Source organism: Mesorhizobium sp. NZP2298 (assembly GCF_013170825.1).
In the GTDB taxonomy this organism is placed as follows: domain Bacteria; phylum Pseudomonadota; class Alphaproteobacteria; order Rhizobiales; family Rhizobiaceae; genus Mesorhizobium.
In genome coordinates, this window is record NZ_CP033365.1 from 3,641,460 (window position 1) to 3,666,455 (window position 24,996).

Genomic DNA, 24,996 nt, shown 5'->3' on the forward strand with positions numbered 1-24,996 from the left:
TCATTTCCGGTTTTTAGTTTGGGCCTGTCGGTAAGTCTCGGCGATTGCCGCCGCCCCGAGCCTTGTCAGGCAAGCGGCGGCGGTTTCGCCTCGATATCGTGTGCTGCGGATCGTCGCCGCGACGCGACTGAAGCCGCGCGCGGCGTCATAGCCCGGCCTGTAGCCGGCAGGAAGAGCCTTTGCCGTCGCGTTCACGACAAGTCCGGCTCCATTTTCGCCGCCGACGATTGTGAGCGCCGCCGGACCGGGATGCGCGCAGCCCTTGGCGCAGCCGGAAATATGCAGGGTGAAGTCGAGAATGTCTGCGTTTTCGGTGGCGATCGTCTCGGCGATGTCACGCGTGGCGATGCGGCCGGAGGCGCAGGCCGGCGTGCCGGGGCAGGCGGCGATGCGGGTGCGCGGATCGGTGGGAGAGGTGACGAAGCCGAGGGCGGCGGCTGTTTGCTGGAGGCTTGTGCAAGCGACGTCCGGCTGATCAACGAAGAGCAAGGCGCGGCCCGGGGCGAGGCGGATTTCGGTGGTGCCAAGGGCGAGGGCGCTTTGCGCGAGGCTGATGATCTTGTCCGCCGGCATGCTGCCATAGGGGAGGCCGATGCCGAGAGTGAAAGTACCATCGGCCAAGGGGAAAAGGCCGATAGGTTTGGGCGAGGCGCCCCCCTCTGTCCTGCCGGACATCTCCCCCACTAGGGGGGAGATTGGCAGCCCTGCCGGCGGCGCTGCTCTTGCGAAGGCGGAGGTGGGCTCAGCTGTTTCGGCGTTGGAAATTGGCGAAGGCGAGCGTGAATGAGCAATCTCCCCTCTTGTGGGGGAGATGTCCTGCAAGACAGAGGGGGGCGCCACAGAATGCCAGCCTGCGAGAGATATTAATTGCCTCTCCGACAAATCCCTCGCATGCGCTTCGCGGCCCTTTTCAGCGACCATCCTGAGCGTAGCGACGGCTATGTCTCTAGCGGCATCCGCATCGACTGTTGCCAGCACCTTCGCGTTTCGGCCGTCACCGGCAACCGATACGCTCCAGACGATGACGTTGTCGGCTCGCTCCGCCTTCAGCCGCACGTCGGCCGTCACCGCATCCATCGTCAGTTGCCCGCCGCCGTCGACAACCACCGACACCTTCGGCCCCAGCCTTGGCGCCAGCCCGGCCTCTTCAATCGCCATCCTGATCCGCTCTGCCAGCGGTCGCGGATCGGCGATCTCCTGCGGATCGATGCCCGCCAGCGGTCCTGTCTCCACCGGCACGCCGGTCCGCACCGCAATGCCCAGCGCATCGACCTCCGCTGCCAGCAATGCTGCGCTCTCCGCTGTCAGCCCACGTATCTGCAGACTGCCGCGCGCCGTCACTTCCATGACGCCGTTGCCATGCCGCTGGGCAGATTCAGCCAACTCGATCAAAAGCTTCGGCGTCAGGGCTCCAGCAACCGGGTTGAGCCGCACTAGGAGCCCATCGCCGGTCTGCATCGGGGCCGACAGGGCCGGACACGCGCCACGGCGCGAGAAGGCGTTCATGCCGCCACTCCCAATGCCTCTGCCTCGGCAATCAGCGCGGCGAGATCGTCGTCGATGGAATTGCGCAAGGGATGCCAGAGGCCGCGCCGGCGCGCCGAGAGAAAACGCTCGGCGATGACTTTCGCGGCCGCCGGGTTTTCGCGCAGGATGAAGGCGCGAACTTCCGCGTCGCCGACATAGGCGTCGTGCACGGCCTCGATCAGCGCGCCCGAAATGGCATGGGTGGTCTCGGCGAAGCCAACCAGCCGGTCGACCGTCTCGGCGAATTCGGAGGCGCCGCGCGGGCCGTGCCGCATCTGTCCGGCAATGAAACGCGCGTTGACGGCGCGGGCGCGCACCACACGCGAGACGGCCTCGCCGACCGAACGCGGCTTCGGCTTTTGCGGGTCTGTCGTGTCGAGGACGATGACGTCGGCATTCCGGCCAAGTGCTGCAAGCGCGGCCGAAAAGCCGCCGATGAAGGCGACGTCGGCGGAGCCTTCGAGAATGTCGCGGCCGGGATCGTCGCCGGTGTGGACCAGAAGATCGGCTTCGGCGATGCGGGTTTCGAACGCGCCGGGCGCCGAGACGCCTTCGCCGCCGGCGCCGCCATAGGCATGCGAGGTGGCGTCGAGATAGGCGCGGCCGATTTCTTCGCGCGCTGCCCAGTCGCCGCTCGACAGGAGATTCTCGACGCCGGCGCCGTAAGTGCCGGGCGAGGTGCCGAAGATGCGCGGGCTGATCTTGCCGTCGGCTCGGGTCCGGGCCGCGAGCGGGTTTTCCGAATCCTCCTCGTCGCGAGCGGCGACGGCATTGGCGGTGGCGTCGATCAGCGCGATCTGGGTCGGGAACATGTCGCGGAAGAGGCCCGAAATGCGCCAGGTGACGTCGACGCGCGGGCGGTCGAGCGTTGCCGGCGGCAGCACCTCGATGCCGGTGACGCGGCCGGTGGCGGCATCCCATTGCGGCCGGCAGCCCATCAGCGCCAGGCCTTGCGCGATTTCCTCGCCGCCGGTGCGCAGCGAGGCCGAGCCCCAGAGGTCTATCACCAGCGAGCGCGGCCAGTCGCCATGCGACTGGAGGTAGCCGCGCACGACCTCTTCCGCCGCCGCCTTGCCCAGATCATAGGCGGTCGGGGTCGGCATGGTGCGTGGGTCCGACGTGAACAGGTTGCGGCCGGTGGGCAGCACGTCGGAACGTCCGCGCGCCGGCGCGCCGGCCGGGCCGGCCTTGACGTGACGGCCATCGAGCGCGGCGACCAGCGCCGACCTTTCAGCCTCGGCACTTTGGCGGCGCATGGTGTCAGGCTCGCCATCGGGTGCACGGCCGTAGATATGCAATCCGTCCTTGATGGCGAAGTCCTTGAGGTCGCAGAGCCAGGCGTCGATGCGGCGCAGCGCCTCATCGGGCGCGTCGGTCCTGGCGACGCCGGCTTCGGTGGCGAGGCCGGTCTTTTGCGCCGTGTCCACGATCAGTTTTGCCAGGCGATCGCGGCGGCGACGGTCGAGGCCGTCTGCCTGGGCATATTCGTCGACCAGGCGCTCGAGTTTGTGCTGGTCTTCGTCCAGTCCCGCGACGGTCAGCGGCGGCGGCAGATGGCCAAGGGTGACGGCGGCGATGCGCCGCTTGGCCTGCGCCGCTTCGCCTGGGTTGGAGACGATGAAGGGGTAGATGACGGGCAAGGGACCGGTGACGATCTCGGGAAAGCAGCTTTGCGAGAGTGCAACCGTCTTGCCGGGCAGCCATTCCAGCGTGCCGTGCGCGCCGACATGGATGAGCGCATGGATGCCGAGGGATTTGCGCAGCCACAGGCCAAACGCGACCAGGGCGTGACGCGGGGGCAAGGTTGGATCGTGGTAGTCGGCGCGGCGATCGGCGGAGCGGCCGCGATCGGGGGCGAGGGCTACGGTGATGTTGCCGAAGGTCGCGGCGCGGAAGGGGAAGTGTTTCTGGCCGGTCTCGTATTCCGCTTTTCCCCAGGCCGCTTCAACGGCAGTCATTGCCTCAACCGGCAACTCCTTCGAGAAGCCGAGATAATCCTCCAGCCCCAGCCCGTCATCGCCCCTCTCCAGCAAATCCAGCAATTCCCGCTGCGATTTCGGAATCCCCTCAACGCCATAACCCTGCTCCTTCAGGTCATGCAGCATCGCCAGCACGCTGGACGGCACATCGAGGCCGACGGCATATCCCGTGCGGCCCGGTGCGCTTGGATAGTCCGGGATCAGGATGACAAGCTTGCGCTCGGCGCGTGGCGTGTCCTGCAGCTTGATGAAGGCCACCACGCGATCCGCCACCTGCGCCACGCGATCCGGCTCCGGCCGGTTGGCGAAGGCACGGTGGCCAAGTGCCGGATCGACATCGCTTTCGCCCTTGAAGGAAATGGCGCCGGCGAGGATGCGGCCGTCCAGTTCTGGCAGCACGACATGCATGGCGAGGTCGGCGGGCGCCACGCCGCGCTGGTTGTTTTCCCAGACGTCGCGGCGGGTGGTGGCGACGATGACCTGGAAGACGGGCACGCCGGCACGGTCGAATAGGGTTTCGACGCCGGGTTCGGCACCGGAGGCGAAGGCGGTCGCGGTGATGATGGCGGCGGGTTTCAGCGCGGCGAACGCGGTTTCCACAAAGGCGAGTGACGCCGGCTCTTTCAGGCTGGAGACGAAGATGGGGACCGGGAGGATGCCGCGTTGGCGCAGCGCCTCAAAAAGGGCATCGATCGGCGCGACATCGGCGGCAAGAAGCATCGAGCGGTAGAAGAGGATCGGTACCACCTTTCCCTCCACTTGCAGGGGGAGGGGGAGGACGCCGCGTGTGGGCTCGTAGTAGCCGGCTTTTGGCACCGCCACCGGCTCAACAACGGCCGCATCTTGTCCAGCCAGCCGCCCCAGCCTCTGCACCAGCGCGCTCATATTGGCCGGGCCGCCTTCGCGGAAATAGCCGAGCAACGCGTCCAATTCCTGGCGCGGCAGCGTCGAGGCTTCGATCAGCCTGAGATCCTCGTCGTGGCTTTCACCGGGAAGCAGCGCCAGTTTTATGCCGCGCTCGCGGGCGATCGAAGCCAACTGGTCGCAGCCATAGCGCCACCAATCGTGGCCGCCGAGGATGCGCACCAGGATGATCTTGGCGTGGCGGGCGACGCTGTCGACCCAGAGGTCGACGGACATGGGATGGCGCAGGTCGCGCAGCGCCGCCAGCCGCATCGAGGGCACGCGGCCGGCATCGGCCTTCCACGCCGCCGCCAGCCCGGCAAGATCGCTGTCGGTGAAGGACAGGGCCACGATATCCGCCGGCGTCTGCCGCAGATCGACCGGCTCGGCAAGATCGTCGAGCGAGGCGGAGGTCGTGGTGAGGATATGCATCGCGGCTCGTGTCTGAAAATCAGCCGGCGAGTATACGCTCGATTGCCGGGCGGTTCAGCCCCTTGAGGCCGATGACGACCAGGCGCGAACGGCGGTCGTCCTCGGCCGTCCAGGCGCGGTCATAGTAGTGATTGACGCGCGGGCCGACGGCCTGCAGCAGGAGCCGCATCGGCTTGCCGCCGACCTCGACGAAGCCTTTCACACGCAGCACGTTTTCCTGTTCGGCGGCGGCCGCGACGCGCTTTGCCAACTCGTCCGGATTGGCGATCGAGGGGATGTCGACGATGAAGGTATCGAAGTCGTCATGCTCGTGGTCGAAAGCGCCGTCATGATGCGACTTGCGGTTTTCGATATCGTTCTCGACAGCGAGACCGAGGCCGAGCAGCACCGAGGGGTCGACCTTGCCATGCGAGGTCGGCACGATCTTCACGGCGCGGGCGGAATGTTCGTTGATGATGGCGTTGGCGCGGGCCGAACCGGCGGCGTCCATCAGGTCGCTCTTCGACAGGATGATCAGATCCGCGCAAGCGATCTGATCCTCGAACACTTCCTCGACCGGGTCGTCATGGTCGAGGCTCTCATCCCCGGCGCGCTGCGCTTGCAAGGCGTCCATGTCGTTGGCGACGCGGCCTTCGGCCAATGCGGGGCCGTCGACCACGGCGATGACGCCGTCGACCGTCACGCGGCTCTTCACCGTCGGCCACTGGAACGCCTGGACCAGCGGCTTGGGCAGAGCGAGGCCCGAGGTTTCGATCAGGATGTGGTCGACCTTCGGCGTCAGCGACAGGATCTGGTCCAGCGCTGGCACGAAATCGTCTGCCACGGTGCAGCAGATGCAGCCATTGGCCAGTTCGACGATGTTCTCCTCCGGGCAGGTGTCGATGCCGCAGCCCTTCAAAATCTCGCCGTCGATGCCGATGTCGCCGAACTCGTTGACGATGATGGCAATACGCTTGCCGCCGGCGTTTTCCAGGAGATGGCGGACCAGCGTCGTCTTGCCGGCGCCGAGGAAGCCGGTGACGACGGTGCAGGGGACGCGGGAGAGATTGCCGGTCGAATTTGGGGCGCTCATGATCAATCCTTCAACAGGTCGAGGGGAGGAATGCGGGCCACGAGGCCGCGCTTGAGGGAATCGGGCCGGCCACGCCATGGAATGAGGCCGTCCGTCGAGGTGGCGAAGAGCTTGGCGCCGGTGACAAGGTCGGCGCCGCTGGCCGCGGTCAGGTCGCCGAAGACATAGCTCCAGCAGCCGTCGCGCAGGATGGCGGCGCTCAGCCGGTGCTTGCAATTGCCGAGGCATTCGACCGTGCGGACGCGGATGTCGTCGCCGGCCGCGGCGCGGCGCGTGTCCTCAGCCAGCAGTTCGCCGGCGCGGGGATGCGCGTCCGAGCCGGTCTCGTCGCGACAGGAGGCGCAGACGATGATGGTGACGCCGGCCAAGGCTTCGCCGTCGGCGGACGAATTGTCCGCTGTGCCAGCCGAAAAACTGCCGTTCTGGTCCAAAAAACCGGGCTCCTTGCCCGGAAACCCGCCGGGCGATCGGATTCTTTTGTCGCAGACGGCAGGTCTCCTGGCTCGCGGATCATCGCCTTGGGTGCCGCCTTCCCGGGAATTCCCAGTGGCTTTCGGCCTTGGCTCTTCGCTTACAGTTGCGGGGACAGCCGCGGATTTGAGATTTTTCACCTCGCACCGCATTCCCTCTTAGCCCCTGCCGTTGCGGGCAAGGGACCGTCTGGACGGGATTTAGGCTTTTGCAGGCAGCGGTGTCAACGCGGGCTTACGACACGACGATGTCGGCCAGCGCCGGGCCCAGATCGCCTGCCGGCGTCACGTCCATGCGTTCAAGGCCAAGCCAGCCCTGCATCTGCTTCAATTCCTCGAAGAGCTGCGCGGCGGTATCAGGCGGGGCGCCGGGCTCGGGGTAGGCGGCATGGACGCGCAGGACGCTGGCCGGCCGGTCTGCCTTGAGGTCGACGCGCGCCACGATCTTGTCGCCGAGCAGGAAGGGGAGGACGTAGTAGCCGTATTGGCGCTTTTCAGCCGGCGTGTAGATTTCGATGCGGTAGTGGAAATCGAACAGCCGCTCAGAGCGCGAGCGCTCGAAGACGACCGGGTCGAACGGCGCCAACAGCGCGCGGGCCTCGATTTTCCGGGGCAGGCGCGCGTCCTTGTGAAGGTAGGCCGGCTTGTCCCAGCCTTCGACGCGCACCGGCAGCAACTCGCCCAACTCGACCAGTTCCTCCAGCCGGCCTTTCATATCGGCCGGCGACAGCCGGAAATAGTCGCGCAGGTCGCCCGATGTCGCCACGCCATGGGCGCGGGCCGAGATGCGCAGCAATTCGCGATGCGCGTCCTCGGCCGGGGGCGCCGGCAGATCGAGGATCGCCTGCGGCAGCACCCGCTCTGGCAAATCGTAGAAGCGCTCGAAGCCGCGGCGGTGCGCCGTGGTGATGCGCCCGGCCCAGAACAGCCATTCGAAGGCGTGCTTGGCATGGCTCCAGCCCCACCAGCCGCCCGAACCTTTCTGGCCTTCGAGCGCCGACGCGGCGATCGGGCCGAGCTCGACGACCGCGCGGTAAATGTCTTCTATATAGGCGGCGTGTTCGCGACCCCATTTGGCCAGCCCCAGATACATTTCATCGCCTTGCTCGGCGCGCTGCATGCGCCAGCGCATCAGCGGGTAGGTCTCGACCGGCAGGAACGAAGCCTCATGCGCCCAGTATTCGAAGACAGTGCGCTTGCGAGTCACGGCGGCATTGTCGAGCAAAGCGAACGGGTAGGGACCCAGGCGCGAATAGAGCGGCATGTAATGAGCACGCACCACCGCGCTGACGGAATCGATCTGCAGCAGGCCGGTACGGGAAAGCACACGGGCGAAATGGCGGCGGTCGGGTGTGCCATTTGGGCGCGGATCGAGGAACCCTTGAGCGGCGAGTGCAATGCGGCGGGCGGCGGCGAGCGAGATTTTTTCCTTCATGCAGGCATCACTCTGAGGGGCTTCGGCTGTGGGTCGGGTCTTTGTCTGGGCAGGTTCTTGTCGCAAAATCGGGTCCGCTTTTGCGGAACCTGCATGGTGATTCCAACCCATGCTAGCAGGGTTTTGGCGGCAACCATGTCAGGAGAGAAAAGTGGAGTAAAAGACGAAGGAAATCAAACAGGAGCGGATCGGACCAGTTTCTCCGGATATGCCGTCCAGGTCGGCGTTTTGAACAAGGTTTGACTTGCTTCGCTGGAAGTGCTGCGCTAACCCTCGCCGCGTTGCAGCATAGGCCCCTTAAAACGGTTCAGCGGTTAAACTGTCACGCTTCCGCATTAAGGTCCGGTGCTGTAATCAAAGTGGATTGGCGCCAACGGAAAACCGCTGCATGAACGCACTTCTCAGTTCGTACCTGCCCATCGTCCTGTTCATAGGCGTGGCACTGGTCGTCGGCCTGGCGCTGCTGGCCGCCCCGTTCCTGGTGGCCTACCGCAATCCCGATCCCGAAAAGCTTTCCGCCTACGAGTGCGGTTTCAACTCGTTCGACGACGCCCGCATGAAATTCGACATCCGTTTCTACCTGGTGTCGATCCTGTTCATCATCTTCGACCTGGAGGTGGCCTTCCTGTTTCCCTGGGCCGTGTCCTTCTCGAAGATCGGCATGCTCGGCTTCTGGTCGATGATGGTGTTTTTGGCGGTGCTGACCATCGGCTTTGCCTATGAATGGAAAAAAGGAGCGCTGGAATGGGATTGAACGACAGTTCAGGCACCCTCGTCGCGCCGAAGCCGAAGGGCATCATCGATCCCAACACCGGCAGGCCGGTGGGGGAGGACGATCCCTTCTTCCTCGAAATCAACAATGAGCTTGCCGACAAAGGCTTTCTGGTCACCTCGACCGAGGCGCTGATCACCTGGGCGCGCAGCGGCTCGCTGATGTTCATGACCTTTGGTCTGGCGTGCTGCGCGGTCGAGATGATCCACACCTCGATGCCGCGCTACGACTCGGAGCGGTTCGGCGTCGCGCCGCGCGCGTCTCCGCGCCAGTCCGACATCATGATCGTCGCCGGCACGCTGACCAACAAGATGGCGCCGGCGCTGCGCAAGGTCTACGACCAGATGCCGGAGCCTCGCTACGTCATCTCGATGGGCTCCTGCGCCAATGGCGGCGGCTACTACCACTATTCCTATTCGGTGGTGCGCGGCTGCGACCGCGTCGTGCCGGTCGATATCTATGTGCCCGGCTGCCCGCCGAGCGCCGAAGCTTTGCTCTACGGCATTCTTCTGCTGCAGAAGAAGATCCGCCGCACCGGCACGATCGAACGGTAAATCCATGGCCGCATCCCTGAGTGAACTGTCGACCTATCTCGGCGAAAAGCTGATCGGCCGCGTCAATGACGCGGTGATCGCCTATGGCGAGCTCACCATCCATGTCGAACCGCGCGACCTGGTCGAGGTGGTGACCTTCCTGCGCGACGATGCGCGCTGCCAGTTCATCTCGATCATTGATGTCTGTGGGGCCGATTATCCGTCGCGGGCCAAGCGCTTCGACGTCGTCTACCACCTGCTGTCGCCGAAGCAGAATGTGCGCATCCGCGTCAAGGTGCAGGCCGACGAGGAGACGATGGTGCCGTCGATCACCAGCGTCTATCCCGGCGCCGACTGGTTCGAGCGCGAGACCTACGATCTCTATGGCGTGCTGTTCTCGGGCCATCCCGACCTGCGGCGCCTGTTGACCGACTACGGTTTCGAAGGCCATCCGCTGCGCAAGGATTTCCCGCTGACCGGCTTTGTCGAGGTGCGTTACGACGACGAAGCCAAGCGCGTCATCTACGAGCCCGTGGAATTGAAGCAGGAATTCCGCAATTTCGATTTTCTTTCCCCTTGGGAAGGCACGGATTACGTGCTGCCCGGGGACGAAAAAGCCAAGACGAATTGAGGCGCCACAATGGCTGAGACCTCCGTCCGCAATTTCAACATCAACTTCGGTCCGCAACATCCTGCGGCGCACGGCGTTTTGCGCCTCGTGCTGGAGCTGGACGGCGAAGTCGTCGATCGCGTCGATCCGCATATCGGGCTCTTGCATCGCGGCACGGAAAAGCTGATCGAGGCCAAGACCTATCTGCAGGCGGTGCCTTATCTCGACCGGCTCGATTATTGCGCGCCGATGAACCAGGAACATGCCTTCGCTCTTGCCGCCGAGCGCCTGCTCGGCATCGAGGTGCCGAGGCGCGGCCAGCTGATCCGCGTGCTTTATTGCGAAATCGGCCGCATCATGTCGCACATCCTCAATGTGACGACGCAGGCGATGGATGTCGGCGCGCTGACGCCGCCGCTGTGGGGCTTCGTCGAACGCGAAAAGCTGATGGTGTTTTATGAGCGCGCCTCCGGCTCGCGCATGCATGCCGCCTATTTCCGCCCCGGCGGCGTCCACCAGGACCTGCCGCGCCAACTGGTCGAGGACATCGGCAAATGGATCGACCCGTTCCTGAAGTCGATCGATGATCTCGACAAGCTGCTGACCGGCAACCGCATCTTCAAGCAGCGCAATGTCGATATCGGCATTGTGTCGCTGGCCGATGCCTGGGCCTGGGGCTTTTCGGGCGTCATGGTGCGCGGCTCGGGTGCGCCCTGGGACCTGCGCAAGTCGCAACCCTATGAATGCTATTCGGAAATGGATTTCGACATTCCGATCGGTAAGAACGGCGACTGCTACGACCGTTATCTCGTGCGCATGGAAGAGATGCGGCAGTCTGCGCGGATCATGCGCCAGTGCGTCGATCTCCTGCTCGGCAAGGAAAGCACTGGCCCGGTGTCGAACCTTGACGGCAAGGTGGTGCCGCCGAAGCGCCAGGCGATGAAGCGCTCGATGGAAGCGCTGATTCATCACTTCAAGCTCTACACCGAGGGCTATCGCGTGCCGGCCGGCGAGGTCTACGCGGCCGTCGAGGCGCCCAAGGGCGAGTTCGGCGTCTATCTCGTCTCCGACGGCTCGAACAAGCCATACCGCTGCAAGCTGCGCGCACCCGGTTTCGCGCATCTGCAAGCCATGGACTTCCTCTGCCGCGGCCACATGCTGGCCGACGTCACCGCCGTTCTCGGCTCCCTCGACATCGTGTTTGGTGAGGTCGATCGCTAAATGTCAGTCCGCCGTCTCGCAGAAGCCAGCGTCCAGCCAGCATCCTTCGCCTTCAACCGGGCGAACGCGGCAGCGGCGAAGCAATGGATCAAGAAGTACCCGAAGGGTCGCGAGCAGTCGGCGATCATTCCGCTGCTGATGATAGCGCAGGAGCAGGAAGGCTGGGTCACCAAGGCGGCGATCGAGACGATTTCGGACATGCTCGGCATGCCGCGCATCCGCGGTCTCGAAGTCGCGACCTTCTACACACAGTATCAGCTGAACCCGGTTGGTACCCGCGCGCATATCCAGGTCTGCGGCACCACGCCCTGCATGCTGCGCGGTTCGGAAGCGCTGATGGATGTCTGCCGCTCGAAAATCCACCACGACCAGTTCCACACCAACGACAAGGGCACCCTGTCGTGGGAAGAGGTCGAATGCCTTGGCGCCTGCGTCAACGCACCGATGGTCATGGTCTTCAAGGACACGTTCGAGGATCTGACGCCGGAACGGCTGGCCGAAATCATCGATCTCTATGACGCCGGCAAGGGCGCCTCAGTGGCGCCTGGACCGCAGAATGGTCGCACCGGCTCGGAGCCGGCCTCCGGCCTGACGACGCTGAAGAGCGAAAAGGCGATCCTCAAGTCGACACGTGACAAGGAAGCCAAGGCGGCGACCAAGGCCGCCCAGAATGCGGCGCCGACCGCTACCGCCGCTCCTGCTGCGCAGGCACCCGCAGCCGCCGCTGTCGCACCGTCCAATGCCAGCAAGCCGAAGACCGACGCGCCCGAAACCAGCCCGGCGTTGAAGACGCCTTCGGCGACCAAGGTGGCACCGGCGGCGGAGAAGGCGGCAAGTGTTTCGGCGCCGCTGCATTCGGCCGCCAACGCCAACACGGCAGCGCCGGAAGTCGAGAAGGTCGCCAAGCAGCGCAATGGGCCGACGGCCAAGGCCGAACCGGCCGCTGCCTTCAAGGCGCCGGAAACCAAGGCGCCGGCCGCAAAACAGGCGAAGCCGTCGCTGGACGACAAGAACCGTCCGGCAGGCATCGACAGGCCGGCCGCGGTCGACGATCTCAAGCTGATCTCCGGCGTCGGCCCGAAGATCGAGGGCATCCTGCATACGCTGGGCATCTTCACCTTCGCGCAGGTCGCGGCGTGGAAGAAGGCCGAGCGCGAGTGGGTGGACGGCTACCTCTCTTTCCAAGGCCGTATCGAGCGCGACGACTGGGTCAAGCAGGCCAAGGCGCTCGCCAAGGGCGGTGTCGCCGAATACATCCGCGTCTTCGGCAAGAAGCCGGTCTGAGGGACGAAAAATGCTCCAGGACAAAGACCGCATCTTCACCAACATCTACGGCCTCTTCGACAAGTCGCTGGCCGGCGCGATGGCGCGCGGCGCTTGGGACAACACGCCCGGCATCGTTGCCAAGGGACGCGACTGGATCGTCAACGAGATGAAGGCGTCGGGCCTGCGCGGCCGTGGCGGCGCCGGCTTCCCGACCGGTCTCAAATGGTCGTTCATGCCCAAGCAGAGCGACGGCCGCCCGAGCTACCTCGTCATCAATGCCGACGAGTCCGAACCCGGCACCTGCAAGGACCGCGACATCCTGCGCAATGACCCGCACACGCTGGTCGAGGGCGCGCTGCTCGCCGGCTTCGCCATGGGCGCGGTCGCCGCCTACATCTATGTGCGCGGCGAGTTCATCCGCGAGCGCGAGGCGCTGCAGCGTGCCATCGACGAGGCCTATGAGGCCAAGCTGATCGGCAAGAACAACACATCCGGCTACGACTTCGACGTCTACATGCATCATGGCGCCGGCGCCTATATCTGCGGCGAGGAAACCGCGCTGCTGGAAAGCCTCGAAGGCAAGAAGGGCCAGCCCAGGCTGAAGCCGCCATTCCCGGCCAATGTCGGCCTCTATGGCTGTCCGACCACTGTCAACAATGTCGAATCGATCGCGGTGGCGCCGACCATCCTGCGCCGGGGCGCGGCCTGGTTCTCGTCCTTCGGCCGGCCAAACAATGTCGGCACGAAGCTGTTCTGCATCTCCGGCCACGTCAACAATCCGTGCACCGTCGAAGAGGCGATGTCGATCCCGTTCCGCGAGCTGATCGAGACGCATTGCGGTGGCATTCGCGGCGGCTGGGACAATCTCCTGGCGGTCATTCCCGGCGGCGCCTCGGTGCCGCTGGTGCCGGCCGAGCAGATCATCGACACGCCGATGGATTTCGATGCGCTGCGCGACCTCAAATCCGGCCTCGGCACGGCCGCCGTCATCGTCATGGACAAGTCGACCGACGTGGTGAAGGCGATCGCGAGGCTGTCCTACTTCTACAAGCACGAGAGCTGCGGCCAGTGCACGCCGTGCCGCGAAGGCACCGGCTGGATGTGGCGAGTGATGGAGCGGCTGGTGCGAGGCGAGGCGCAGAAGCGCGAGATCGACATGCTGCTCGACGTCACCAAGCAGGTCGAGGGGCACACGATCTGCGCGCTGGGCGACGCGGCCGCGTGGCCGATCCAGGGCCTGATGCGGCATTTCCGCGGCGAGGTGGAGCGGCGCATCGACGAGTTTTCGCGCAACGCGCACCGGGCCGAGCCGGTGATGGTGGCAGCGGAATAGAGTTTGTGACCGCGGGCGAGAGCCCGAAGCGAGAATAACGGGGCGGGCGAACGAAGAAACGACCAGGAGAATTCTATGGCGCCGTATTCGACACCCAACCCATTGATGCCCAATTTGGACCAGCTCGAGAAGATGAACCAGGACCTGACCAGGATGATGCCGAAGGAGATGGCCAGCGCCGTCAACCTTTTCGTGCACCCTGTCGCGGGTGCGGCGGCGATGTCGGCGCTCGGCATCGGGCTCGCCAACCACGCGTTCGGCGTCTGGATGGGCGCGCTGTCGGGAGCCGCCGAGGCATCACAGCGCCTCATGCAGCCGCTGATCGAGGATTTCGAGGCACGCATCGAACAGTTCGAGGACGCGAACTCGTCGTCCATCAAGGCGCGGGCGACGGCGAAGACGCTGATTGCCGAGGCGCAGTCCTTCGCGCAGGAGGTCACCGACATCGCCGCCAAGGAAGCCGCCACCACGGCGCCAGCGGTGAATGCCGCTCCGGCAACCGGCGAGGCCGCGGATGTGCTGCTGCCTGAAGATTTCAGGCAGCCCAAGACCATGGACAGGCCTGCGAAACCCTCCAACCTCAAGGCGATATCGGGCATCGGCCCGAAGCTGGAGAAGGTGCTGAACGGGCTTGGCATCTGGACATATGCCCAGATCGCCGCCTGGTCGCCGCAAGAGATCGCCTGGGTCGACGACTATCTGTCGTTCAACGGCCGCATCGGCCGCGACGACTGGACCGCCCAGGCGGCGGCGCTGGCCGCGAAGAAGTGAATGAAATGTCGGGCGCGTCTGCCGCGCCCGGAAAATGAGATTGCGGGAAATCCGCAGGGGTTTGAAGCGAATGGCAAAGCTCAAGGTCGACGGGAAAGAGATCACTGTACCCGACCACTACACGCTGCTGCAGGCGGCGGAAGACGCGGGCGCGGAAGTGCCGCGCTTCTGCTTCCACGAGCGGCTGTCGATCGCCGGCAATTGCCGCATGTGCCTTATCGAGGTGAAGGGCGGGCCGCCCAAGCCGCAGGCCTCCTGCGCCATGGGCGTGCGCGACCTGCGCCCGGGCCCCAATGGCGAGCCGCCGGAAATCTTCACCAACACGCCGATGGTCAAGAAGGCCCGGGAAGGCGTGATGGAATTCTTGCTGATCAACCATCCGCTGGACTGCCCGATCTGCGACCAGGGCGGCGAGTGCGACCTGCAGGACCAGGCGATGGCATTCGGCGTCGATTCCTCGCGCTATCACGAGAACAAGCGCGCGGTCGAAGACAAGTATATCGGCCCGCTGGTCAAGACGGTGATGAACCGCTGCATCCATTGCACGCGCTGCGTCCGCTTCACCACCGAGGTTGCCGGCATTTCCGAGCTCGGCCTGATCGGTCGCGGCGAGGACGCCGAAATCACCACCTATCTCGAACAGGCGATGACCTCGGAGCTGCAGGGCAATGTCATCGATCTCTGCCCGGTCGGCGCTTTGACTTCCAAGCCCTTCGCTTTCCAGGCGCGGCCGTGGGAGCTGACCAAAACCGAATCCATCGATGTGATGGATGCGGTCGGCTCGGCGATCCGCATCGATAGCCGTGGCCGCGAAGTGATGCGCATCCTGCCGCGTGTCAACGAACAGGTGAACGAGGAGTGGATTTCCGACAAGACCCGCTTCATCTGGGACGGACTGCGCACGCAGCGCCTCGACCGCCCTTATGTGCGCAAGGACGGCAAGCTGGTTCCGGCAAGCTGGGCAGACGCGTTCGCGGCGATCAAGGATGCGGTATCGAAGACGACGCCAGAGAAGATCGGTGCCATTGCAGGCGATCTCGCGGCGGTCGAAGAGATTTACGCCCTGAAGCTCTTGATGGCTTCGCTCAGCTCGAACAACATCGACTGCCGCCAGGATGGCGCCGCGCTCGACCCGTCGCTCGGACGCGCCAGCTATATCTTCAACCCGACCATCGAGGGCATCGAGCAGGCCGACGCGGTGCTGATCATCGGCGCCAATCCGCGCTTCGAAGCCTCCGTGCTCAATGCCCGCATCCGCAAGCGCTGGCGGGTCGGCAACCTGCCGGTCGGCGTCATCGGCGATGTCGGCGACACGCGCTATGATTACGAATTGCTGGGTGCCGGTCCGGATTCGCTCAAGGATCTGGCCGACGGCAATGGCAAGTTCTTCCAGACGCTGAAGAAGGCGACGCATCCGCTGATCATCGTGGGCCAGGGTGCACTGGCGCGCGCCGACGGCGCGGCCGTGCTCGGCCAGGCGGCCAAGCTCGCCACGGCGGTCAACGCCGCTCGCGCGGACTGGAACGGCTTTGCCGTGCTGCACAATGCGGCAGCCAGAGTCGGCGGCCTCGATCTCGGCTTCGTGCCGGGCGAGGGCGGCAAGGATGTCGCCGGCATGCTGGGCGAAACGGACGTGCTGTTCCTGCTCGGTGCCGACGAGATCGACATGGGCAGGACCGGCGGCGCCTTCGTCGTCTATATCGGTACGCATGGTGACGCCGGCGCCCACCGCGCCAATGTCATCCTGCCGGCTGCGGCTTACACCGAAAAGTCGGCCACCTACGTCAACACCGAAGGGCGCGTGCAGCAGACCAACCGCGCCGGCTTCGCGCCGGGCGATGCACGCGAGGACTGGGCGATCCTGCGGGCGCTGTCCGACGTTCTGGGCAAGAAACTGCCGTTCGATTCACTGCCGCAACTGCGCGCGAAGCTCTACGGCGAATACCCGCATCTGGCTCGCATCGACCAGGTCGCGGCCGGCAATGCCGAGGACGTCGCCGGCGTGGCGAAGCTCGGCGGGCGGCTGAACAAGGGCACCTTCACGTCGCCGGTCAAGGATTTCTACCTGACCAACCCGATCGCGCGGGCATCGGCCGTGATGGCGGAATGCTCGGCACTGGCCAAGAGCGGCTTCAAGCAGGCGGCGGAATAAGCATGGACACCTTCTTCTCCTTCTACGTGCTGCCGGCGCTGCTGATCCTCTTGAAGTCAGTCGTGCTGATCGTGGTGCTGCTGGTCTTCGTCGCGTATATCCTCTACGCCGACCGCAAGATCTGGGCGGCGGTGCAGTTGCGCCGTGGCCCGAACGTGGTCGGCCCCTGGGGCACGCTGCAGGCTTTCGCCGATCTGTTGAAATTTGTCTTCAAGGAACCGATCATCCCGTCAGGCGCCAACAAGGGCGTGTTCCTTTTGGCGCCGCTGGTGTCGGCTGTGCTGGCGATCTCGGCCTGGGCGGTCATTCCGGTCAACCAGGGCTGGGCGATCGCCAACGTCAATGTCGGCATCCTCTATGTCTTCGCCATCTCCTCGCTCGAGGTCTATGGCGTGATCATGGGTGGCTGGGCGTCCAACTCGAAATATCCGTTCCTCGGCGCGCTGCGCTCGGCCGCGCAGATGGTGTCCTACGAAGTCTCGATCGGCTTCGTCATCGTCACCGTGCTGCTGACGGCCGGCTCGCTCAACCTCAGCGATATCGTGCTGTCGCAGCAGGGTGGGCTTGGCACGCGGCTTGGCCTGCCCAACACCTTCCTCGACTGGAACTGGCTGGCCCTGTTCCCGATGTTCATCATCTTCTTCATCTCGGCACTGGCCGAGACGAACCGGCCGCCCTTCGACCTGGTCGAAGCCGAATCGGAGCTGGTCGCCGGCCACATGGTGGAATATTCGTCGACGCCGTTCCTGCTGTTCTTCCTCGGTGAGTATGTCGCCATCGTGCTGATGTGCGCGCTGGCCACCATCCTGTTCCTCGGTGGCTGGCTGCCGCCCTTCGACTTCGCGCCCTTCACCTGGGTGCCCGGCGTCATCTGGTTCGTGCTGAAGGTCTGTTTCGTGTTCTTCGGCATTTCGATGGTGAAGGCCTTCGTGCCGCGCTACCGCTACGACCAGCTGATGCGGCTGGGCTGGAAAGTGTTCCTGCCGATCTCGCTGTTCATGGTGGTCGCCACCGCAGCCTTCCTCAAGATCACGGGGTTTGCGTGATGTCCGCTCTTTCCCAGGCCGCAAAATCGCTGCTGCTGCAGGATTTCGTCAGCGCCTTCTTCCTGTCGATGCGCCAGTTCTTCGCGCCGAAGGAGACGATCAACTATCCGCACGAGAAGGGGCCGACCAGTCCGCGCTTCCGTGGCGAGCACGCACTGCGCCGCTATCCCAACGGCGAGGAACGCTGCATCGCCTGCAAACTGTGCGAGGCGATCTGCCCGGCGCAGGCGATCACCATCGAGGCCGGCCCGCGCCGCAATGACGGCACGCGCCGGACGGTGCGTTACGACATCGACATGGTGAAGTGCATCTATTGCGGCTTCTGCCAGGAAGCCTGCCCGGTCGATGCCATCGTCGAGGGGCCGAATTTCGAGTTCGCGACGGAGACGCGCGAGGAACTCTACTACGACAAGGACAAGCTGTTGGCGAATGGCGACCGGTGGGAGCGCGAACTGGCGCGCAACATCTCGCTGGACTCGCCCTACCGCTGATATTTGACGCATGGACGGGGCGAGGGGCCTCGTCCAGAGGATGATCCCGAAAAGTTGCAGACTTTTCGGACCAGATCCTCCTCCGGATGAAAAGAGTGTCGCATGTTTCTTTCGATCGGGTCTTTCAACCCGATCGAAACATGCGATAGGAACACGCAACTTGCCGACCGGAGGCGGTCGCAAACAATCGAACCCGGCGCGAGCGCCATGTTCGAACAGGAACCCGGGGGAACCCCAATGCTGAGTGGACTAGAGGCGGCCTTTTTCTACCTCTTCGCCTTTGTCGCCGTGGCGTCGGCGTTCATGGTCATTTCGTCGCGCAACCCCGTGCATTCGGTGCTGTTCCTGATCCTGACCTTCTTCAACGCCGCCGGCCTGTTCATGCTGACCGGCGCCGAATTCCTGGCGATGATCCTGCTTGTCGTCTATGTCGGCGCGGTCATGGTGCTGTTCCTGTTCGTCGTCATGATGCTCGACGTCGATTTCGCCGAACTGAAGAGCGGCGCGCTGCAATATGCGCCGATCGGCGCCTTCGTCGGGCTGATCCTGGCGGCGGAACTGATCGTGGTGCTGGGCGGCTACACCTTCGTACCGCAGCTCGCCTCGACGATCTCCAAACCCATTCCGGATCTCGCCACGCGCTCGAACACGGCCGCACTCGGCGACATCCTCTACACCGACTACCTCTACTACTTCCAGATTTCGGGCCTCATCCTGCTGGTCGCCATGATCGGCGCCATCGTGCTGACGCTGCGCCACAAGGAAGGGGTCAAGCGGCAGTCGATCGCAGCCCAGGTCGGCCGCACGCCGGCCACCGGCATGGAAATCCGCAAGGTCAAGTCGGGCGAAGGAGTCTGAGATGGTCGTCGGCATCGCACATTATCTGACCGTATCGGCGATCCTGTTCACGCTCGGCGTGTTCGGTATCTTCCTGAACCGCAAGAACGTCATCGTCATCCTGATGTCGGTCGAGCTGATCCTGCTTGCGGTCAACATCAACTTTGTCGCCTTCTCGGCGGCGCTCGGCGATCTGGTCGGCCAGGTGTTCGCACTGTTCGTGCTGACGGTCGCGGCGGCCGAGGCGGCAATCGGACTTGCCATTCTCGTCGTCTTCTTCCGCAACCGCGGCTCGATCGCGGTCGAAGACGTGAACATGATGAAGGGTTGACGGAACCACCATGTATCAGGCCATCGTCTTCCTTCCACTGCTCGGCTTCCTGATCGTCGGCCTGTTCGGCACGTCGCTCGGCGCCAAGGCGTCCGAATACATCACCTCCGGCTTCCTGGTGATTTCGGCTGTTCTGTCGTGGGTTGCCTTCTTCAGCGTCGGCTTCGGCCATGGCGAGGTGTTCGTCGTGCCGGTGCTGCACTGGATCCAGTCCGGCGGGCTGGACGTATCCTGGGCGCTTCGCATCGATACGCTGACGGTGGTGATGCTGGTGGTGGTCAACACCGTGTCGGCGCTGGTCCACATCTATTCGATCGGCTACATGCACCACGATCCGAACCGGCCGCGCTTCTTCGCCTATCTGTCGCTGTTCACCTTCGCCATGCTGATGCTGGTGACGGCCGACAATCTGGTGCAGATGTTCTTCGGCTGGGAAGGGGTGGGCCTTGCCTCCTACCTGCTGATCGGCTTCTGGTACAAGAAGCCGTCGGCCAATGCCGCGGCCATCAAGGCCTTCGTCGTCAACCGCGTCGGCGATTTTGGCTTCGCGCTCGGCATCTTCGGCGTTTTCGTCCTTTTTGGTTCGGTCAATCTCGGCACCATCTTCGCCAACGCAGCAACGTTCATTCCGGCTGAAGGCGCCCCGCAAGGTGCGGCTGTGCTGACCTTCCTCGGCCATGCGCTGGACAAGCAGTCGGCGATGACCGTCGTCTGCCTGCTCCTGTTCATGGGCGCCATGGGCAAGTCGGCGCAGGTGCCGCTGCACACCTGGCTGCCGGACGCCATGGAAGGCCCGACGCCGGTCTCCGCGCTCATCCACGCCGCCACCATGGTGACGGCGGGCGTGTTCATGCTGGCGCGGCTGTCGCCGCTGTTCGAGCTGTCGCATTCGGCGCTGACGGTGGTGACCTTCATCGGTGCCTTCACCGCCTTCTTCGCGGCGACCGTCGGCCTGGTCCAGAACGACATCAAGCGGGTCATCGCCTATTCGACCTGCTCGCAGCTCGGCTACATGTTCGTGGCGCTCGGCGTCGGGGCCTATGGCGCGGCGATCTTCCACCTGTTCACGCATGCCTTCTTCAAGGCGCTGCTGTTCCTCGGTTCGGGCTCGGTCATCCACGCCGTCTCCGACGAGCAGGACATGCGCAAGATGGGCGGCCTGCGGTCACTGATCCCGACAACCTACTGGATGATGGTGATCGGCACGCTGGCGCTGACCGGCGTCGGCATTCCGGTGACCGTCATCGGCACCGCCGGCTTCTTCTCCAAGGACGCCATCATCGAGAGCGCCTTTGCCGGACATAACTCGGTCGCCGGCTTTGCCTTCGTGCTGCTGGTCATCGCCGCCTGCTTCACCTCCTTCTACTCCTGGCGGCTGATCTTCATGACCTTCCACGGCAAGCCGCGGGCGAGCCATGAGGTGATGCACCATGTCCATGAATCGCCGCCGGTGATGCTGGTGCCGCTGTTCATCCTGGCCGCCGGCGCGCTGTTCGCCGGCATCATCTTCCACAATTCCTTTATCGGCGAAGGCTATGCCGAGTTCTGGAAGGCGTCGCTGTTCACGCTGCCGGACAACCACATCCTGCACGAGATCCATGAACTGCCGTTGTGGGTCGAGCTGTCGCCCTTCATCGCCATGCTGATCGGCTTCGCGCTGGCCTGGAAGTTCTATATCCGCTCGCCGGAAATGCCCGTGAACCTTGCCAAGCAGAATCGCGGGCTCTACGCCTTCCTGCTCAACAAGTGGTATTTTGACGAGCTCTACGACTTCCTGTTCGTGCGGCCGGCCAAGCGCCTCGGCCATTTCCTGTGGAAGACCGGTGACGGCACCATCATCGATGGGCTCGGGCCGGATGGCATTTCGGCGCGCGTCGTCGATGTCACCAACCGCGTCGTCAAGCTGCAGACCGGCTACCTCTACCATTATGCCTTCGCCATGCTGATCGGCGTTGCCGCACTCGTCACCTGGATGATGCTCTGATGACCGCCTGGCCAATCCTCTCGCTGGTCACCTTCCTGCCGCTGGTTGGTGTGCTGTTGATCCTGTTCATCAACGATGACAGCGAAAACGCACGCCGCAACATCCGCGCCATTGCGCTGTTGACCACGACGTTCACGTTCATCATCTCGCTGTTCATCTGGACCGGCTTCGACAATGCGCAGGCGGGCTTCCAGTTCGTCGAAAAGGTCGCGTGGCTCGACTCCGGCATCTCCTACCACATGGGCGTCGACGGCATTTCCATGCTTTTCGTCATCCTGACGACCTTCCTGATGCCGCTCTGCATCCTGGCGTCGTGGGAATCGATCGAGAAGCGCGTCAAGGCCTACATGATCGCCTTCCTGTTGCTCGAGACGCTGATGATCGGCGTGTTCTGCGCGCTCGACATCGTGCTGTTCTACGTCTTCTTCGAAGCCGGCCTGATCCCGATGTTCATCATCATCGGCGTCTGGGGCGGCAAGCGTCGCGTCTACGCCTCGTTCAAGTTCTTCCTCTACACGCTCGCCGGCTCGGTGCTGATGCTGCTCGCCATCATGGCGATGTTCTATCAGTCCGGCACCACCGACATCCCGACGCTGTTGACCCACAACTTCCCGGCCAACATGCAGACCTGGCTATTTCTAGCCTTCTTCGCCTCCTTCGCGGTGAAGATGCCGATGTGGCCGGTGCACACCTGGCTGCCGGATGCACACGTCGAGGCGCCAACGGCCGGTTCGGTCATCCTGGCCGGCATCCTCCTGAAGATGGGTGGATACGGCTTCCTGCGCTTCTCCCTGCCGATGTTCCCGCTGGCGTCCGAAATGTTCGCGCCGCTGGTCTTCACGCTCTCGGTCGTCGCCATCATCTACACCTCGCTGGTGGCGCTGATGCAGGAGGACATGAAGAAGCTGATCGCCTATTCGTCGGTCGCCCATATGGGCTTCGTCACCATGGGCATCTTCGCCATGAACCAGGAGGGCGTGCAGGGCGCGATCTTCCAGATGCTCAGCCACGGCCTCGTCTCGGGCGCGCTGTTCCTGTGCGTCGGCGTCATCTATGACCGCATGCACACGCGTGAGATCGATGCCTATGGCGGCCTGGTCAACAACATGCCGAAATACGCCACCGTGTTCCTGATCTTCACCATGGCCAATGTCGGCCTGCCAGGCACCTCAGGCTTCATCGGCGAGTTCCTGACCATGCTCGGCGTGTTCCGGGTCAACACCTGGGTGGCGTTCTTCGCCGCCACCGGCGTCATCCTGTCGGCGGCATACGCGCTCTGGCTCTACCGCCGGGTGATCTTCGGCGCGCTGACCAAGGACAGCCTGAAGGGGTTGCTCGACCTGTCGGCGCGCGAGAAGGTGATCATCTACCCGCTGGTCGTGCTGGTCATCTTCTTCGGCGTCTATCCCGCTCCCGTCTTCGATGCGACGGCCCAATCGGTCAAGTCGCTCGTCACCAATGTCACCGCATCCATCGGCGCCGCGCAGACCGCGGCGGCGAACTGACCAGAGGTTTTGCGAACCATGACGCCGGACCTTCTCTCCAGCCTGTCGCTCTCGACGCCCGAGCTGATCCTTGCCATCGGCGCGCTCGCGCTGTTGATGGTCGGCGCCTATTCGCGCGCCAACACCGCCAATACGGTGACCGGCCTTGCCGTCGCCGTGCTGGTGGTCGCCGGCGCTTGGCTGATCTTTCACACCGGGCAGGGCAGCGCCTATGGCAATGCCTTCATCCAGGATCCCTTCGCCCGCTTCATGAAGGTGCTGGCGCTGGTCGGTTCGGCGGTGACGCTGGTCATGTCGATGCGCTTTGCCAAGGCGGAGCATTTCGACAAGTTCGAATATCCGGTGCTGATCCTGCTGTGCACGCTCGGCATGATGCTGATGATCTCGGCCAATGGCATGATCGGGCTCTATCTCGGCCTCGAACTGCAGTCGCTGGCGATCTACGTGCTGGCGGCGATCAATCGCGACAATCTGCGTTCGACCGAGGCGGGCCTGAAGTACTTCGTCCTCGGCGCGCTGTCGTCGGGCATGCTGCTCTACGGCATCAGCCTGGTCTATGGTTATACCGGCAATACCGGCTTCCAGGAGATCGCCACGGCACTTGGCAGCGGCGAACGCCAACTCGGCCTCGTCTTCGGTCTCGTCTTCGTGCTGGCCGGCCTTGCCTTCAAGATCTCGGCGGTGCCGTTCCATATGTGGACGCCCGATGTCTATGAAGGTGCGCCGACGCCGGTGACGGCCTTCCTCGCCGCAGCCCCCAAGATGGCTGCAATGGCACTGATCGTGCGCGTCACCATGGGCGCGTTCAAGCCGATCGCCGCCGACTGGCAGCAGATCATCGTCTTCATCTCGATCGCCTCGATGGCGCTCGGCGCGTTCGCCGCGATCGGCCAGACCAACATCAAGCGCCTGATGGCCTATTCCTCGATCGGCCATATGGGTTACGCGCTGGTCGGCCTTGCCGCCAACAGCCAGGCCGGCGTGCGTGGCGTCGCCATCTACATGCTGATCTACCTGGTGATGACGCTCGGCACCTTCGCCTTCATCCTTGCCATGCGGCGCAAGGAAGGCAATGTAGAACAGATCAGCGACCTGGCAGGGCTGTCCTCGACCAACCCGATCATGGCGACGATCCTGACCATCCTGATGTTCTCGCTGGCCGGCATTCCGCCGCTCGCTGGCTTCTGGGGGAAGTGGTACGTCTTCCTCGCGGCCATCAACGCCAACCTCTACGCGCTGGCGATCATCGGTGTTCTGGCCTCGGTGGTGGGCGCTTACTACTATCTGCGCATCATCAAGATCATGTGGTTCGACGAACCGGTCGGCGGCTTCGTGCCGATGGCCAGTGAACTGCGCCTCGTGCTCGGCGTCTCCGGCGCCTTCGTGCTGTTCTATGTGCTGATCGGCGGGCCGATCGGTACCTATGCCGAAGCCGCCGCCAAGACATTTTTCTGACGGGATGGCATTTCGGCTGGCCCCAACCTCGGCGTCGGAAGGGTTCCGGCTCGAGGCCCATGACAGTATCGGCTCCACCAACACGGTGGCGCTGGATCACGCAAGGGCAGGCGATCCGGGCAAATTATGGGTTGTTTCCAAGAAGCAGGAAAGCGGGCGTGGCCGGCGCGGCCGCGCCTGGGTGTCGCCCGAAGGCAATCTGGCGGCGACCTTGCTTGTCGTCACCGGCGGTGAACTTCGTCTTGCCGCGACGCTGGGTTTTGTCGCCGGCCTGTCGCTTGCCGACGCACTCGATGCCGTGGTGCCGAAGGGTCGCATCGCCATCGGGCTTGATGGCGCAAGCCAGGGACAAAACCGTTTCGAGTTGAAATGGCCGAACGACGTTCTGGCCTCCGGCGCCAAGCTGGCCGGCATCCTGCTGGAGTCGGCGATGCTGGACGGCGGCCGTTTTGCCGTCGCGGTGGGCATCGGCGTCAATGTGGTGGCGCATCCCACGGATTTGCCGTATCCCGCGACATCGCTCCAAGCGCTCGGCGCGACATGCGATGCCGAAACGCTGTTCCTGGCGCTGTCGGATGCCTGGAGCGAGAATGCCCGGCTGTGGGATGAGGGGCGCGGGCTTTCAGCCATCAGGAGACGCTGGCTGGCGCGCGCTGCGGGACTCGGCGGCGAGGTTGCTGTCAGAATTGACGGTAATGTGGTGCGTGGGGTGTTCGAGACCATTGACGAGGATTGCCGTTTCGTGATCCGCGACGATGAAGGGGCGGTTCTGACGATCGCTGCCGGCGATGTGCATTTCGGCGCCGTGGCATCCGCCCGGGTATAGTTTGTCCTTGCGCAATTCCGGACGGAAAATGGTTAGACACTTTTC

The 24,996-nt window shown here is 64.1% G+C and carries 21 protein-coding genes and 1 riboswitch; of the genes, 16 read left to right on the plus strand and 5 right to left on the minus strand.

Features of this window, described 5'->3' with window-relative positions; all coding sequences use genetic code 11:
- The 5 genes from cobG to EB231_RS17645 all read right to left on the minus strand — a co-directional run bounded on the left by cobG (position 1) and on the right by EB231_RS17645 (position 7,818).
- Positions 1–1,506, minus strand: a complete 1,506-nt coding sequence (gene cobG, locus EB231_RS17625; RefSeq protein ID WP_172349979.1) for a precorrin-3B synthase — start codon at positions 1,504–1,506, stop codon at positions 1–3.
- A complete protein-coding gene (gene cobN / locus EB231_RS17630; RefSeq protein WP_172349980.1) occupies positions 1,503–4,841 on the minus strand; it encodes a cobaltochelatase subunit CobN in 3,339 nt (1,112 codons plus the stop codon). The genes cobG and cobN overlap by 4 nt, the downstream gene beginning before the upstream one ends.
- Before the next feature lie 19 nt (positions 4,842–4,860).
- Positions 4,861–5,913 (minus strand): cobalamin biosynthesis protein CobW, encoded by a 1,053-nt coding sequence (gene cobW / locus EB231_RS17635; RefSeq protein ID WP_172349982.1) that lies wholly within the window; start codon positions 5,911–5,913, stop codon positions 4,861–4,863.
- Between the two features lie 2 nt (positions 5,914–5,915).
- Complete coding sequence (locus tag EB231_RS17640; protein WP_172349984.1) at positions 5,916–6,344, minus strand: DUF1636 family protein; 429 nt, start codon at positions 6,342–6,344, stop codon at positions 5,916–5,918.
- A gap of 40 nt (positions 6,345–6,384) precedes the next feature.
- Positions 6,385–6,589, minus strand: a riboswitch (cobalamin riboswitch).
- A 29-nt stretch (positions 6,590–6,618) separates the two neighbouring features.
- Positions 6,619–7,818, minus strand: coding sequence for a winged helix-turn-helix domain-containing protein (locus EB231_RS17645; protein ID WP_172349986.1), 1,200 nt, complete (start codon positions 7,816–7,818; stop codon positions 6,619–6,621).
- Between the two features lie 388 nt (positions 7,819–8,206).
- On the opposite strand from EB231_RS17645, the gene EB231_RS17650 reads away from it, so the two are divergent.
- The 16 genes from EB231_RS17650 to EB231_RS17725 all read left to right on the plus strand — a co-directional run bounded on the left by EB231_RS17650 (position 8,207) and on the right by EB231_RS17725 (position 24,951).
- Positions 8,207–8,572, plus strand: coding sequence for an NADH-quinone oxidoreductase subunit A (locus EB231_RS17650; RefSeq protein ID WP_010910112.1), 366 nt, complete (start codon positions 8,207–8,209; stop codon positions 8,570–8,572).
- Complete coding sequence (locus EB231_RS17655; RefSeq protein ID WP_015317338.1) at positions 8,563–9,144, plus strand: NuoB/complex I 20 kDa subunit family protein; 582 nt, start codon at positions 8,563–8,565, stop codon at positions 9,142–9,144. The genes EB231_RS17650 and EB231_RS17655 overlap by 10 nt, the downstream gene beginning before the upstream one ends.
- A gap of 4 nt (positions 9,145–9,148) precedes the next feature.
- A complete protein-coding gene (locus EB231_RS17660) occupies positions 9,149–9,754 on the plus strand; it encodes an NADH-quinone oxidoreductase subunit C (protein WP_172349987.1) in 606 nt (201 codons plus the stop codon).
- A gap of 9 nt (positions 9,755–9,763) precedes the next feature.
- The gene (locus EB231_RS17665; protein ID WP_027044896.1) at positions 9,764–10,954 is read left to right on the plus strand and encodes an NADH-quinone oxidoreductase subunit D; all 1,191 of its coding nucleotides are present in this window, start codon (positions 9,764–9,766) and stop codon (positions 10,952–10,954) included.
- Positions 10,955–12,238: an NADH-quinone oxidoreductase subunit E gene (locus tag EB231_RS17670; protein WP_172349989.1), complete on the plus strand. Its 1,284-nt coding sequence runs from the start codon at positions 10,955–10,957 to the stop codon at positions 12,236–12,238.
- 10 nt (positions 12,239–12,248) lie between these two features.
- Entirely contained in the window at positions 12,249–13,553 is a 1,305-nt protein-coding gene (nuoF, locus tag EB231_RS17675; RefSeq protein ID WP_172349991.1) for an NADH-quinone oxidoreductase subunit NuoF, read from the plus strand.
- Between the two features lie 75 nt (positions 13,554–13,628).
- The gene (locus EB231_RS17680) at positions 13,629–14,324 is read left to right on the plus strand and encodes an NADH-ubiquinone dehydrogenase (protein WP_172349993.1); all 696 of its coding nucleotides are present in this window, start codon (positions 13,629–13,631) and stop codon (positions 14,322–14,324) included.
- 70 nt (positions 14,325–14,394) lie between these two features.
- Positions 14,395–16,476, plus strand: a complete 2,082-nt coding sequence (gene nuoG / locus EB231_RS17685; protein WP_172349995.1) for an NADH-quinone oxidoreductase subunit NuoG — start codon at positions 14,395–14,397, stop codon at positions 16,474–16,476.
- A 2-nt stretch (positions 16,477–16,478) separates the two neighbouring features.
- On the plus strand, positions 16,479–17,522 hold the full coding sequence (gene nuoH / locus EB231_RS17690; protein WP_172349997.1) for an NADH-quinone oxidoreductase subunit NuoH: 1,044 nt from the start codon (positions 16,479–16,481) through the stop codon (positions 17,520–17,522).
- Complete coding sequence (nuoI, locus tag EB231_RS17695) at positions 17,522–18,013, plus strand: NADH-quinone oxidoreductase subunit NuoI (RefSeq protein ID WP_023812382.1); 492 nt, start codon at positions 17,522–17,524, stop codon at positions 18,011–18,013. Before nuoH ends, nuoI begins: the two co-directional genes overlap by 1 nt.
- A 237-nt stretch (positions 18,014–18,250) precedes the next feature.
- On the plus strand, positions 18,251–18,871 hold the full coding sequence (locus tag EB231_RS17700; protein WP_172349998.1) for an NADH-quinone oxidoreductase subunit J: 621 nt from the start codon (positions 18,251–18,253) through the stop codon (positions 18,869–18,871).
- Position 18,872: 1 nt separating this feature from the next.
- Positions 18,873–19,181, plus strand: a complete 309-nt coding sequence (nuoK, locus tag EB231_RS17705) for an NADH-quinone oxidoreductase subunit NuoK (protein WP_019858930.1) — start codon at positions 18,873–18,875, stop codon at positions 19,179–19,181.
- 10 nt (positions 19,182–19,191) lie between these two features.
- Positions 19,192–21,165: an NADH-quinone oxidoreductase subunit L gene (gene nuoL, locus EB231_RS17710; RefSeq protein ID WP_172350000.1), complete on the plus strand. Its 1,974-nt coding sequence runs from the start codon at positions 19,192–19,194 to the stop codon at positions 21,163–21,165.
- Positions 21,165–22,670: an NADH-quinone oxidoreductase subunit M gene (locus tag EB231_RS17715; protein ID WP_172350002.1), complete on the plus strand. Its 1,506-nt coding sequence runs from the start codon at positions 21,165–21,167 to the stop codon at positions 22,668–22,670. Before nuoL ends, EB231_RS17715 begins: the two co-directional genes overlap by 1 nt.
- Before the next feature lie 18 nt (positions 22,671–22,688).
- Complete coding sequence (nuoN, locus tag EB231_RS17720) at positions 22,689–24,125, plus strand: NADH-quinone oxidoreductase subunit NuoN (protein ID WP_172350004.1); 1,437 nt, start codon at positions 22,689–22,691, stop codon at positions 24,123–24,125.
- Positions 24,126–24,129: 4 nt separating this feature from the next.
- On the plus strand, positions 24,130–24,951 hold the full coding sequence (locus EB231_RS17725) for a biotin--[acetyl-CoA-carboxylase] ligase (RefSeq protein ID WP_172350005.1): 822 nt from the start codon (positions 24,130–24,132) through the stop codon (positions 24,949–24,951).
- Positions 24,952–24,996 lie beyond the last annotated feature (45 nt).